A 12,465-nucleotide genomic window follows, 5' to 3' on the forward strand; every position below is an offset into this window, starting at 1 on the left:
CGGTAATGGGCGTGCGGGGTGCGCGAGGCATACCCCGTCCCGGCTCGCGTCCGCTTATTCGGAGGCCGTCGCCGAGCCACCGCGAACCGACTTGCACGCGTCGCACTCGGCCGATCACGTGGCGCATTCCCGTGAAGCGAGCGCTGTTCGGTTCGCAGCGGCCGACCCGGCTTCGCCGACGCCTTTCCCGCGCAGGGCGCGAATATTCGTCGAATGTTCGCCCGCGCGTTCTGGACGGACTGCGTCCGCTTTCGGTCAAGTGGGCGCAGCTGCGGAATTCGCCGTCGCGGCCGCGGCCACGGAAGGTGTTCGGCCGGATGCGTACCCAGGTGCGCGCGGATTCCGGAACCACGCGGGCTTGCGGTGTTCCGGGTGTTGGCCGGGCGAAGCGCGCCGCTCGACGCGGTGTTGTGGTCCGCGGCCGGAACCGGATGGATCGCTGGAAACGCCGCGCGCGCAGGTGCGCCTGCAGCACTATGGGGCGCGAAGGCGCGGGGACTATTGGGGCGCGATGGCGCGGGACTATTGGGGCGCGAAGGCGCGGGACTATTGGGCGCGATGGCACGGGCCGCGGCCGACCGCGCCGAGGGAGCTGCACGGGGCGGCCGGGCGATCGGGCTCAGGGAAATTGAGGGTGCACCCCGATGTGGGGCGTATCCGCGATGCGCGAGATTGAGCGGTGTGGACGAACAGCACAAGCTGCCAGTGACGGGTCGGCGCGACCTTGCGGGCGAAGCTGTCGAGGAACGGCTCGAAGCCGGAGACGACGGTGCTGCGCAGGACGCAGCCCGGCCCGTGCGGTTGTCGCAGGCGTTCCGGACGAGCGCTGACGCCCGTCCGCACTCGGCGTCCTCCTGTCGTCCGAAACCAACGGCCGTCGTTGGTTTCATGGGACGTGGTGCGCCATGACCGCGTTCGCGGTGGGACTGGTCGTCATCGCCGCCTGCGCACAGGCGGTCGGTGCGCGGGTGCAGCACACAGCGGTGCACGCCACGATCGGTGACGGCGGGCTGAAGGTGCGCAGCCAGCTGCAGTTGCTGCGCAACCCGCGCTGGCTGCTCGGATTGTTCGCGCTGGGTTTCGGTGCGCTGCTGCACGCGGTCGCGCTCGGGTTGGCCCCGCTGAGCGTCGTGCAGCCGGTGGGGGTCCTGGCGTTGCCGATCACCGTGCTGCTCAACGCCAGGCAACAGGGCATGGCGATCCGGAACTTGAACATCAACGCCGTGCTGGCGGTGTGCGGCGCCACTGGTGGGGTCGCCGCGTTCGTCGTGCTCGCCGCGGGCAGCGCGACCGCCACGCCGGTGCTGCGCGACGACCAGATAACGGCCACTCAGCTCGTCGGCGCGGCCGTGGTGTTGCTGGGCGTGCTCGGGTTGTTCACCCGATCCAAGGTGCGCTGCATGGCTTACGCGGCCGGTTGCGCGGTCGCCTACGGGTTGGTGTCGCTGCTGGTGCGCGCGGTCGCGCAGCAGATCGGCAGCACCCCGCTGCTGCAGATCAACCCGGCACCGTTGCTGGTGATCGTCGTCGCGATGCTCGTGGGCGGCTGGCTGCTGCAGCACGGCTACGCGAGTGGTCCCCCCGATCTGGTCGTGGCCTGCCTGACGGTCATCGACCCGCTGATCGCGGTGAGCCTGGGCATCGGGCTGCTCGGCGAAGCCGACAAGGTCGGCAGCGCCACCGCGGTCGGCGAAGTGCTTTGCGGACTCGTCGCCTGCGCCGGGGTTTTCGCACTCGCGCGGTTCCACCCCGAAACCGAACAGCGGCGAGTGCAATCGACTGACGTCGACGCCGGTGGTGCCGCCATCGCGTCGCGTTCCGATCGTTCTGACGGGAGAGTGACTTGACTTCGCAACCGTTCGGCGGAGGCCGGCTGCGCATCGTGCTCGGCGCGGTCATGTACCCGCCCGAGGTGAGCGGCGCGGCGAACTTCGGCCACCGGCTCGCCATCGGACTGGCCCGCCGCGGCCACGACGTGCACGTCATCTGCCACTCGGTGGATCGGCAGGCGAGCACGTCGGTGGAGGACGGGGTGACCGTGCACCGGGTCGCCTCCTACCGGACTCCGGCGCACCCGACGTTCCGGGTCTGCCCGCCGTGGCAGGCCAAGTCGGTCGCGCGGCGGCTGCTCGAGGAGATCCAGCCCGATGTGGTGCACGTGCAGTCGCACTTCTTCATCGGCCGGGGCCTGATCAACGCGGCGCGCGACCTGGGCATCGGCCTGATCGCGACGAACCACTTCATGCCGGAGAACATCTTCGGCTACGTGCGGATCCCGCGGGCGTTGCAGAAGGCGGGTGCCCGGGTGCTCTGGCACTACCTGATCAAGCACTACGCCAAGGCGCAGCTGGTCACCGCGCCCACACCGCGTGCGGTGCAGCTGCTCAAGGAGAACGGGTTCGACCGCCCCGCCGTGCCGGTCTCCTGCGGCATCGACGTGGACCGGTATCGGCGGCGGGCCCAGCAGCACCGCCTGGAAAGCCCGGAGCCGAGCACCCGCTCCATCCTGTTCGTCGGGCGGCTCGACGAGGAGAAGCACATCGACGACCTGCTGCGCGCGGTCGCGTTGCGCAAGACCACGGAGCCGGTCCGGCTGGAGATCGTCGGCGACGGGAGCTGCCGCGAGCCGTTGAGCGAGCTGGCCGCGGAACTCGGGATCGCCGACCAGGTCCACTTCGCCGGGCTGGTGAGCGAGGAAGAACTGCTCGACGCCTACGCGCGCGCCGACCTGTTCTGCATGCCCAGCATCGCCGAGCTGCAGAGCTTGGCCACGATGGAGGCGATGTCGGCGACCACCCCGGTCGTGCTGGCCGACGCCATGGCGCTGCCGCACTTGGTCGAGCCCGGCGAGAACGGCTGGCTGTACCCACCGCGCGACGTGCATTCCCTGGCGCACGCGATCGACGACGTGATCGCCGACCGCGCCACGATCGACCGGATGGGCGCGGCCAGCGCGAAGCTGGTGCGCAAGCACGACATCGACGCGGTGCTGGGGCGGTTCGAGTCGATCTACCGGCACGCGCTCGCCCAGGAGGACGCGGCCGAGCCGGTCGACGTGCCCGCTGAGCTGGCGAGTTGAGCCGCCGGGATGGGACGCACTCCTGACACGGCCCAGCCGGGCGCGGCCGGCGGCAGCGCCGATCAGCCGGTCGAGCGGGTCGAGCGGATCCAAGGGACCGACCTGCACTTCTGGGTCTACGGTGCGGGCGCAGAGCAGCGCGCCAGCGCTGCCGCGCAGGCCCAGATCGAGGAACCGCTGATCGTGATGGTGCACGGCCTGCGCGGCACCCACCACGGCTTGGAACCGATCGTCGAACACCTGCCGGGCCGCCACGTGGTGGTGCCGGACCTGCCCGGCTTCGGGGATTCCGGCCCGATGCCGGGGCGTACGCACGACGTGCAGGGGTACGCGGCCGCGATCAGCGAGCTGATCGAGTCGCTGGGTGGTCGGCAGCGGCCCGTGGTGCTGCTCGGGCACTCCTTCGGTTCCATCGTGGCGGCGCACGTCGTGTCCTCCGAGCCTGATCTGGTGCGGCGGCTGGTGCTGGTGAACCCGATCTCCACCCCGGCGTTGCGCGGACCTCGGGTCCTGCTGTCCTGGCTGACCTCCCTCTACTACAAGCTCGGCACGGCACTGCCGAGCCGGTTGGGCCGCGCATTGCTGTCCAACCGGCTCGTGGTGCTGGGTGCCAGCCGGGCGATGCTGCGCTCGCGCGACCCGGAGGTGCGCCGGTTCGTGCACGAGAGCCACTTGCGGCACTTCAGCCGGTTCCACAGCCCTCAGCTGCTGCAGGAGACCTACACCGCGTCGGTCAGCGGTACGGTCGCCGACTACCGCGGTGCGTTGCAGCTTCCGACGCTTGCCATTGCGGGCGAGTCCGACGAGATCGCGCCGCTGGAGGGGCAGCGCGCGTTCGTCGAAGGACTCCCGGATGCCGAGCTCGTCGTGCTCGACGAGGTCGGGCACCTGGTGCACTACGAGACGCCGCGGGCTGCGGCCGAGGCCATCGAGCGGTTCGTGGAGCGGTGATGAGTCCCGTGCCCGAACGATCACCGGCCGGCGAATCACCAGCCGGCGAATCGCTGACCGGCGAATCACGGTCCGGCGCGGATCTCGGCACCGCCGCCGACGGAGGCGGGCGGCCGCGGGTGTTCATCGACGCCCGGTGGACCCGCGTCGACGCCCACGACGGGATCAGCCGGTTCGGCGCGTGCCTGGCCGAAGCGCTGCACCGGCTGCACCCGGTGACGATGCTGATCCACGACGAACGCCAGCTCGCGCTGTTGCCGGACGGCGTGCCGCACATCAAGATCAACAGTCCGATGTCGGTGCGGGAACTCGCCGTCTCCCGGCGGCTGGACGCCCTCGGTGCCGACGTCGTGTTCAGCCCGATGCAGGTCATCGGTGGTTTCCGTCGCCGGTACCGGCTCGTGCTCACGCTGCACGACCTGATCTACTACCGCCATCCGCAGCCGCCGGGTTTCCTGCCGTGGCCGGTGCGTTTGCTCTGGCGGATCTATCACAAGGCGTACTGGCCGCAGCGCGTACTGCTCAACCGCGGGGACGCGGTGGTGACGGTCAGCGAGACGACCCGGCGGCTGATCGAGCGGCACCGGCTCACCCGGAACCCGGTGACCGTCGTCCACAACGCACCGTCTGGGCTGCCCGAGACGGCCGACATCGAGGCAGCCGACTCCGACGGCGCGCGAGACCTCGTCTACATGGGGTCCTTCATGCCGTACAAGGACGTCGAGACGCTGATCGCCGGGATGCGCTCGTTGCCCGGCCACCGCTTGCACCTGCTGAGCCGGATCCCGCCGGCGCGGGAGGCCGAGCTGCGCGGGCTCGTCCCGGACGGGACCGATGTGGTGTTCTGGCGCGGAATCGCCGAAGCCGACTACCGCGCTTTGCTGAGCCGGGCGGCCGCGTTGGTCACCGCATCCCGCGACGAGGGTTTCGGACTGCCGCTCATCGAAGCCATGCATTGCGGAACTCCTGTGGTGTGCAGCGATTTGGACATCTTCCGAGAGGTCACGGGCGGTCACGCGCGGTTCTTCGCGCCCGGCGACGCCGAAGCCTTCGCCGCGGCCGTGCGCGAAGTGACCGATCCCGCGGTGCGCGCCGGGCTCGCCCACCGCGGCCGGGAGCAGGCGCAGCGGTTCAGCTGGGACCGTTCGGCCCGACGGTTGCTCGAAGTGCTGGTGCCGGGCTCACCGCGGCCAGACCTTGATGGCGCGGGCGACGAAGTCTGAGCCGGGTACGAAGGTCCCGGTCGGGTAAGTGGCGAAGTCGGCGTGCGTGTCGCACTCCGGGTCCTGGTACACCGTCACGGGTTTGCCGGTGTTGTTGACGAACGATTTCGTCTCCGGACGCGCGGGAAGCGGCATGCACTGCTCCAACGTCGTCGAGCGCAGCTCGGCGCGATGCGGTTCGCCCCGGTGGTCCGGTTCCGGGTAGGCGCAGAAGGTTCCGGTTCCGCAGCCGGCCGGAGCTTCGGCCTGCGCGGCACCGCTCAGCCCGGTCGACGCGGCGCCGAGTGCGAGCAGGACCGCGGGCATCACGACCCTGCTGGTCCTAAAAGGACGGATGCGGGAACCGCGGCGGACGATCATGCGGACGCGAGCGAACATCAGGGATCACCTTTCACAGCAAGGGAAATCAACGGATTCCGGGCGGTCGCGCCTTGCGGCGGCCCGATGAGATCCAGATTCCCGAAGCCGTGATCGCCGCGCCAGCATTTCGACCGGATACACCCCGACCGTGTGCTGTTCCGGGATTTTTCTCCGAGCGGAAATGCGAAGATCTCCGCCCGTCGTCCGGGCGGCGGACGACGAGCGGGGATCGGCCGGAACTCAGGCTCCGGACCTGCCGACCAGCGCCAACGAGCGCGTGACGCGCACCGCGCCCTGCCGGACGGCGCGCTCCACCGACCACCGCCGGGCGCGGAACTCCGCGATCGGCAGCGAAATCGCCACCGACGCGGTCACCCCGCCCGCCGGGTCGTACACCGGCGCGGCCATGCAGGCCAGCCCGTGCTGGAACTCGCCGATCTCCAGCGCGATCTGCGACTGCCGCACGTGCGTGAGGTGCTCCTCGAGCCCGTCTCTGCAACGGATCGTCGACGGCGTGCACGGGTCCATGCCCGCCTGGTCCAGATACTGCGTCCGCTGCTCGGCCTCCATTGCGGACAACATGATCTTGCCGAACGCGGTGGCGTGCACGGCCTGGTGGAAACCCACGTCCAGCGGCTGCACCCGCGGCCGCCGGTCGGAGTCCTCGACGTGCGCGATGACCACCTCGGTGTCCCGGTAGATCGCGTAGTACGCGGCCGCGTCCGCCTGCTGGTGCACGACCCGGATGGACGAGGCGATCTCCGAAGGGACCGCCAGCTGCCGGGACAGCGCCTGACCTAGGTAGCGCGCCTTGTAGCCCAGCGCGAACACCTTCTTGTCGGTCAGGTGCACCACGTGCCCGGCCTCCACCAGCGTGGTCAGCAGGTGGTACGTGGTCGGCAGCGTCAACCCCAGCGCCGTGGAGAGGTCCTTGGCGCTGATCCCGCACGGTGATGCGGCGATCGCTTCCAGCACGCGCAGCGCGCGACCCACCGACTGAAGCGTTCCCGATGCCGCTTTCGCGCCGTTCTGCGGGTTCGATCCGCCGGTGGGTAGCGCGTTCATACTCCTCAATGTAGGTCAGACCCGTTACGCCGTACGGGTGAACCATATCGGGTGTCCAGCAGCCCGCGGCACCAACCGGCATTGCCTTCGATGCTGACCCTCGTGGTGCGTGCGAACCGAAGCCGCGCCGAGAGCCCCTCGACCGGGACCGGTTCGCCCTGCTCGTCGAGCAGCAGCGGGGCATCCGGGCCCGTGGGCAGCCCCAGCTGTTCCCGGCGCCTGCGCAACCGGTCCAGCGGGGTGCTCGCGGACAACTCGCCGAGGCGCTTGGTGACCAGCTCCTCGTGCGTGACGCCGTCCCGCAACAACTCCTGCGCGACCTGTTCCTGGTAGGCCACGTGCGCCTTGCGCAGGAAGGTCACCCGCAGTTCTTCGAGCTCACCGGCGGCGAGACCGGGGAACGCGGCGTTGAAGCCGTCCCCGGCCGCGACCCCCGCGTTGATCTCCTCGGACGCGAAGTGGTCCAGCAGCCGCACCCGCACCCGCTCGACCCCGGCCAGCTCGGCCACCGCGTCGTGCGCGTCGGCGACCATCAGGTAGGCGAAGTTCGGGGCGCAGAAGTAGGTCGGCAACCGCAGGTCCACGTGCACGTCCGCACCGTCGAGGCGCACTTCGGCGACGAAGTCCAGTTCGGTGACGGGCTGGTCCAGCTCCGGGTCGAGCACCGTGCCCAGCGCCCGCCAGACCTCGGTTTCCAGGCTCACGGCAGTGGTCATGACGGCAGGACCTCCTTGTTCAGCTCGGAGGCGACCGGCTCGCCACCGGCCGGCACCGCGGCCTCGCTGGCACGCATCTCGGCGGGCACGTCGATGTCGTAGAGCCGGGCGGCGTTGAGCCCGAGGATCTTGCGCTTGATGTCGGTGGTCAGCGCGCCGTACTCGGACTGCATGTCCTCCGGGATCTGGAAGTCGACGAACTGCTCCACCAGCCACTTCGGCGTCCAGATCGCGTAGTCGCTGGAGAAGGTGATCCGGTTCTCGTCCAGCCAGAACAGCAGCTCACCGATGATCTGCGCGAAGTAGCGCGGGCGGTGGTTCATGAACGCCATCGCCACCGCGAGCCCGCCGTAGACGTTCGGCTCCTGGGTGGCGATCCAGCAGAAGTCCTCCAGCCGCGGCAGTCCGACGTGCTCGACGATGAAGTTCAGCTCCGGGAAGGCGGAGGCCACGTCGTCCACGTCGGCGACGTCGAACGCATCCCGGTTCAGCGGGTAGATCGTCGGGCCCTTGTGGATGTGGATGTTCTTGATGCCGAGTTCCTGGCACTTCTCCAGGTACCGGTAGGACCACGGGTCGGTCAGCTTCCAGCCCTTCGACTCGCCCTTCCACTCGGCGGTGTAGAGCTTGGTGCCCTTGAGCTGCCAGCGCTCCGCGAGCCGCTCCAGCGCCGCCAGCCCGGACTCGCCGTCACGCGGGTCCCAGCCGCCGTTGACGATGAACTTGTCCGGGTGCTTCTCGGCCAGCACGCCGTCCTGCTCGGTGGTGTTGAAGCCGTTGACGAAGAAGTCGGTGAGGTAGGTGGGCTGGAAGATCGCCTTGTCCACGTAGCCGACCTCGAACAGGTCGTGGAGGATCTTCTCCTCGCTCTGCTTCTGGAACTGCTCGTGCGACCACAGCGCGGATTCCGGGCTCAGGTTGCGGTGGTAGTCGTAGAAGCAGTTCAGGAAGCCTTCGCCGTAGCGGTTGGCCTGGTTGGCCGGGGTTCCGTCCCAGGCGTGGATGTGGCTGTCGACGATGAAGTACTTCGTGCCGTCCTTCTCGTACATGAATTACCTCCGTGGTGGGAGCGATCAGGGGACGAGGATGGCGCGGCCGCCCGGAATGCGGCCTGCGTCGAGGTCGGCGAGCGCATCCAGCGCGCCGTCCAGCGGGTAGGTGCGGGTGCGCAGCGAAACCTTGCCCTGCGCGGTCAGCGTCATCAGTTCGTCGAGGTCGTTGTAGGAGCCGACGAGGTTGCCGATCACGTTGATCTCGCGGGAGATCACGTCGATGGTGGGCACGTCCACCCGGCCGCCGTAGCCGATGACGAAGTAGGAGCCCGCGTCGCGGGTCATCGCCACGCCCTCGGCTTCGGTGCCGTTCTCGCCCACGAAGTCCAGGACGACGTGCGCGCCCTTGCCGCCGGTGATGTCCCGGACGGTGTCCACGTGCTTGCCGTCGGCGTTGACGGTGTGGTGCGCGCCGAGCTCAGTGGCCAGCCGCAGGGCTTCCGCCGACCGGTCCACCACGGTGATTTCCGCCGGCGTGAGCGCCAGCAGGGATTGCAGTCCGATGTGGCCGAGTCCGCCGGCGCCGATCATCACCACGTGCGCGCCGGGGTACAGCAGCGGCACCGCTTTGCGCACCGCGTGGTACGCGGTGAGTCCGGCGTCGGCGAGCGCGGCCACGTCGGCCGGTGCCAGCCCGTCGTCCAGCTTGACCACCGAGCGGGCGTTGGTGCGCAGCAGTTCGGCCATGCCGCCGTCGGTGTCGATGCCGGGGAACTGCGAGTTCTCGCAGTGCACGTCGTCGCCGCTGCGACATGCGCGGCACAAGCCGCAGGTCACCAGTGGGTGCAGGATGACCTTGTCGCCGGGGCGCACGTTGCTCACCGCGGAGCCGACTTCGCGGACCGTTCCCGCGTTCTCGTGGCCGATGACGTAGGGCAGCGCGACACCGCTCTTGTCCGCCCACTGTCCTTCGATGATGTGCAGGTCGGTGCGGCAGACGCCCGCCGCGTTGATCTCGACCAGCACGTCCAGCGGGTCCCGCACGGCCGGATCGGGTATCGATTCGACCGCGGGTTTCTCGCCGTAGGCGTGCACTCTGACTGCCTTCACGGCGGGCTCCTCTCCGTTGAGCTGTGTCCCGCACCACAGGGTGTACGGCGTCCCGTGAGGAGCAAAGAGCCGTTGTCAGATGCTGATAAGGCAATGCGTCTGGGCTGGTCGCAGCAAGCGCTGCGGCGGATCGGCGCCATCTGCTCGGGGCCGTGTGCCAGCGGGCTGTTGCGCCGTCTCGCAGCACCGCTCGATGGCTGCGGTGTCTATAGTGCCGAGACGTTGCTACTGGCGCGTTAAGGAGGCGGACGTGGACGCGGACGTCATCGTCGTGGGAGCCGGGCTCGCCGGTCTGGTCGCCACCGCGGAACTCGCTGATGCGGGCCGCCGGGTGCTGCTGCTGGACCAGGAACCCGAAGCGTCCTTGGGCGGTCAGGCCCACTGGTCGTTCGGCGGATTGTTCCTCGTGGACTCGCCCGAGCAACGACGTCTCGGGGTGCGCGATTCGCACGAGTTGGCGTGGCAGGACTGGCTCGGTACCGCGGGTTTCGACCGGGACGACGACCACTGGCCGGCGCGCTGGGCCGAGGCGTACGTGGACTTCGCCGCGGGGGAGAAGCGTTCTTGGCTGCGGCAGCAGGGGATTTCGCTGTTCCCGCTGGTGCAGTGGGCCGAACGCGGCGGGTCGCTGGCCACCGGGCACGGCAATTCGGTGCCGCGTTTCCACGTCACCTGGGGAACCGGTCCGGGCGTGCTCGAACCATTCCTGCGCCGGGTGCGGGATGCCGAGCGGCGCGGGCTGGTGTCGCTGCGATTCCGGCACCGCGTGACCGGGTTGAGCACTACCGACGGCACCGTCGACGGAGTGCGCGGTGAGGTGCTGGAGCCCAGCGGTGTCTCCCGCGGGCAGAAGAGTTCTCGGGCCGTGGCCGGGGAATTCGCGCTCAGCGCGCAGGCCGTGGTCGTGACCTCCGGCGGGATCGGCGCGAATCTCCCGCTGGTGCGGCGGAATTGGCCGGAACGGCTCGGTCCGGCACCGCGCGAGATGATCGCCGGAGTGCCCGATCACGTGGACGGGCAGCTGCTGGAAGTCGTCGGCGAGACCGGTGGCCGCGTCATCAACTCCGACCGGATGTGGCACTACACCGAGGGAATCCGCAATTACAGTCCAGTGTGGACGGACCACGGCATCCGTATTCTGCCCGGCCCGTCACCGTTCTGGATCGACGCGCGCGGGCGCCGGTTGCCGCCGCCGCTGTTCCCCGGCGCGGACACGCTGGCGACGTTGGCGCACATCAACTCGAGCGGGCACGAGCACACCTGGTTCGTGCTGAACCGGCGGATCATCAGCCGCGAGTTCGCGCTGTCCGGCTCCGAGCAGAACCCCGACCTCACCGAGCGCAACGTGGCCGAGGTGCTGCGCCGCGGCGGCGAGGTCACGCCACCGCCGGTCGCCGAGTTCGTCAAGCGCGGCACCGATTTCGTGGTCCGCCGCAACCTGCCGGACCTGGTGCGCGGGATGAACGAGCTGGTCGGCGAGGGCCTGATCGATCCGTCCGGACTGGAACGCGACATCCGCGCGCGGGACCGCGAAGTCGACTCCGGACTGGGCAAGGACGCGCAGGTCAACCTCGTGCGGGAAGCCCGCCGCTACCGGGTGGACCGGATGGCGCGGGTCGCACCGCCGCACCGGTTGCTGGATCCGGCGGCGGGCCCGCTGATCGCGGTCCGGCTGTCGCTGCTGACCCGCAAGACGCTCGGCGGGGTGGAGACCGATTTGGACGCTCGAGTGCTCGGGTCGTCCGGGAACCCGTTGCCGGGCCTGTACGCGGCGGGCGAGGTCGCCGGTTTCGGCGGCGGCGGGATGCACGGATACCGCTCGCTGGAGGGGACTTTCCTCGGCGGCTGCCTGTTCTCCGGGCGCACCGCCGGGCGCGCGGCCGCGCGGGCGACGGGCTGAACCGATTCGCGGTTCCGTGATGTGATGGGCACATGCGAAACATCGTGCTGGGAAAGACCGGACTGGACGTGTCCCGCATCGCCTTCGGCACCTGGCAGCTCGGAGGTGAGTGGGGTTCGTTCGACGAGGACGCCGCGGTGGCCGCTATCCGGCACGCCCGCGAGCAGGGCGTGAACTTCTTCGACACCGCGCAGGCGTACGGCTTCGGCCGCTCCGAGCAGGTGCTCGGCCGTGCGCTGGCGGACGAGCTGCGCAGGGACCGGGACGGCCTGGTCATCGCCACCAAGGGCGGCATCAACCCCGGCGGTGAACGTCCCCGCGACGCCGGGCGCGCCTGGTTGCGCCAAGGCGTGGAGGAGAGTCTGCGGGCGCTCGGGCTCGAGCACATCGACCTGTACCAGGTGCACTGGCCGGACCCGGACACGCCGGCCGAGGAGACCGCTGGTGCCCTGCAGGAACTGGTCGACGAGGGCAAGATCCGGCACGCCGGGGTGTCCAACTACGACGCCGCCCAGCTCGCCGCGTTCGACCGCACCCGCCCGGTCGAGACGCTGCAGCCACCGTACCACCTGTTCCGGCGCGGCATCGAGGACGAGGTGCTGCCCTACACCCGCGAGCACGACATCGGCGTGCTCGCCTACAGCCCGCTGGCCAGCGGGCTGCTGACCGGGACGCTGACGCCGGAGAGCACGTTCGAGGACAGCGACTGGCGTGCGAACTCGTCGGCGTTCCGGGGCGAGATGCTGCGGCGGAACCTGGCCGTGGTGCAGCGGCTGAAGGAGTTCGCCGCTGCCCGCGAGCTCACGGTCAGCCAGCTGGCCATCGCGTGGGTGCTGGCGCAGCGCGGCGTGCACGTGGCCATCGTGGGGGCGCGCAGCGCGCGCAACATCGAGAACAGCCTGGCCGCGGCCGAAGTGGACCTCAGCGCGGACGACCTCGCCGAGATCGAGCGCATCACCGCGGACGGCATGTCCATCGAGGGCGCCGCGCCCGAAGGCGTGGCGTGAGCCTGGTGCGGCCCGGACGCGCAGGGCCGCACCGCTGACAACCCCGTGTGCAGGCCGGTGGG

General features: G+C 69.9%; 11 protein-coding genes. 6 read left to right on the plus strand and 5 right to left on the minus strand.

Annotated elements, in window-relative coordinates:
• Positions 1 to 905 precede the first annotated feature (905 nt).
• The 4 genes from V1457_RS10400 to V1457_RS10415 are packed head-to-tail and all read left to right on the plus strand — an operon-like array spanning position 906 to position 5,253.
• Positions 906 to 1,847 (plus strand): hypothetical protein, encoded by a 942-nt coding sequence (locus tag V1457_RS10400; RefSeq protein ID WP_200069072.1) that lies wholly within the window; start codon positions 906 to 908, stop codon positions 1,845 to 1,847.
• Entirely contained in the window at positions 1,844 to 3,079 is a 1,236-nt protein-coding gene (locus tag V1457_RS10405; protein WP_295146215.1) for a glycosyltransferase, read from the plus strand. Before V1457_RS10400 ends, V1457_RS10405 begins: the two co-directional genes overlap by 4 nt.
• Positions 3,080 to 3,088: 9 nt before the next feature.
• Positions 3,089 to 4,030: an alpha/beta hydrolase gene (locus tag V1457_RS10410; protein ID WP_338602920.1), complete on the plus strand. Its 942-nt coding sequence runs from the start codon at positions 3,089 to 3,091 to the stop codon at positions 4,028 to 4,030.
• On the plus strand, positions 4,030 to 5,253 hold the full coding sequence (locus V1457_RS10415) for a glycosyltransferase family 1 protein (RefSeq protein ID WP_338602922.1): 1,224 nt from the start codon (positions 4,030 to 4,032) through the stop codon (positions 5,251 to 5,253). Before V1457_RS10410 ends, V1457_RS10415 begins: the two co-directional genes overlap by 1 nt.
• Here V1457_RS10415 and V1457_RS10420 read toward each other — a convergent pair.
• The 5 genes from V1457_RS10420 to V1457_RS10440 form a co-directional block, all read right to left on the minus strand.
• A complete protein-coding gene (locus V1457_RS10420; RefSeq protein ID WP_338602925.1) occupies positions 5,212 to 5,631 on the minus strand; it encodes a peptidase inhibitor family I36 protein in 420 nt (139 codons plus the stop codon). The two genes, V1457_RS10415 and V1457_RS10420, sit on opposite strands and share 42 nt — an antisense overlap.
• A 222-nt stretch (positions 5,632 to 5,853) precedes the next feature.
• The gene (locus V1457_RS10425; RefSeq protein WP_200069076.1) at positions 5,854 to 6,678 is read right to left on the minus strand and encodes an IclR family transcriptional regulator; all 825 of its coding nucleotides are present in this window, start codon (positions 6,676 to 6,678) and stop codon (positions 5,854 to 5,856) included.
• 5 nt (positions 6,679 to 6,683) lie between these two features.
• Positions 6,684 to 7,394 carry an iron-sulfur cluster assembly protein gene (locus tag V1457_RS10430; RefSeq protein WP_200069077.1) on the minus strand — a complete coding sequence of 237 codons (711 nt, stop codon included), beginning with the start codon at positions 7,392 to 7,394 and terminating at the stop codon, positions 6,684 to 6,686.
• Complete coding sequence (locus V1457_RS10435; protein ID WP_200069078.1) at positions 7,391 to 8,443, minus strand: amidohydrolase family protein; 1,053 nt, start codon at positions 8,441 to 8,443, stop codon at positions 7,391 to 7,393. Before V1457_RS10435 ends, V1457_RS10430 begins: the two co-directional genes overlap by 4 nt.
• 24 nt (positions 8,444 to 8,467) lie before the next feature.
• Positions 8,468 to 9,496, minus strand: coding sequence for an NAD(P)-dependent alcohol dehydrogenase (locus tag V1457_RS10440; protein ID WP_200069079.1), 1,029 nt, complete (start codon positions 9,494 to 9,496; stop codon positions 8,468 to 8,470).
• A gap of 250 nt (positions 9,497 to 9,746) precedes the next feature.
• Here V1457_RS10440 and V1457_RS10445 point away from each other — a divergent pair, with 250 nt between their 5' ends.
• Positions 9,747 to 11,396, plus strand: coding sequence for an FAD-binding dehydrogenase (locus tag V1457_RS10445; RefSeq protein WP_338602931.1), 1,650 nt, complete (start codon positions 9,747 to 9,749; stop codon positions 11,394 to 11,396).
• A 32-nt stretch (positions 11,397 to 11,428) separates the two neighbouring features.
• Positions 11,429 to 12,403: an aldo/keto reductase gene (locus V1457_RS10450; protein WP_200069081.1), complete on the plus strand. Its 975-nt coding sequence runs from the start codon at positions 11,429 to 11,431 to the stop codon at positions 12,401 to 12,403.
• Positions 12,404 to 12,465 lie beyond the last annotated feature (62 nt).

Origin of the sequence: Saccharopolyspora sp. SCSIO 74807 (genome assembly GCF_037023755.1) — a bacterium.
Lineage (GTDB): Bacteria > Actinomycetota > Actinomycetes > Mycobacteriales > Pseudonocardiaceae > Saccharopolyspora_C > Saccharopolyspora_C galaxeae.

Bases quoted from the DNA above. Each gene is read 5' to 3' on its own strand.
- V1457_RS10400 (WP_200069072.1), top strand. From the start codon at position 906: ATGACCGCGTTCGCGGTGGGACTGGTCGTCATCGCCGCCTGCGCACAG.
- V1457_RS10410 (WP_338602920.1), top strand. From the start codon at position 3,089: ATGGGACGCACTCCTGACACGGCCCAGCCGGGCGCGGCCGGCGGCAGC.
- V1457_RS10415 (WP_338602922.1), top strand. From the start codon at position 4,030: ATGAGTCCCGTGCCCGAACGATCACCGGCCGGCGAATCACCAGCCGGC.
- V1457_RS10420 (WP_338602925.1), bottom strand. From the start codon at position 5,631: ATGTTCGCTCGCGTCCGCATGATCGTCCGCCGCGGTTCCCGCATCCGT.
- V1457_RS10425 (WP_200069076.1), bottom strand. From the start codon at position 6,678: ATGAACGCGCTACCCACCGGCGGATCGAACCCGCAGAACGGCGCGAAA.
- V1457_RS10430 (WP_200069077.1), bottom strand. From the start codon at position 7,394: ATGACCACTGCCGTGAGCCTGGAAACCGAGGTCTGGCGGGCGCTGGGC.
- V1457_RS10435 (WP_200069078.1), bottom strand. From the start codon at position 8,443: ATGTACGAGAAGGACGGCACGAAGTACTTCATCGTCGACAGCCACATC.
- V1457_RS10450 (WP_200069081.1), top strand. From the start codon at position 11,429: ATGCGAAACATCGTGCTGGGAAAGACCGGACTGGACGTGTCCCGCATC.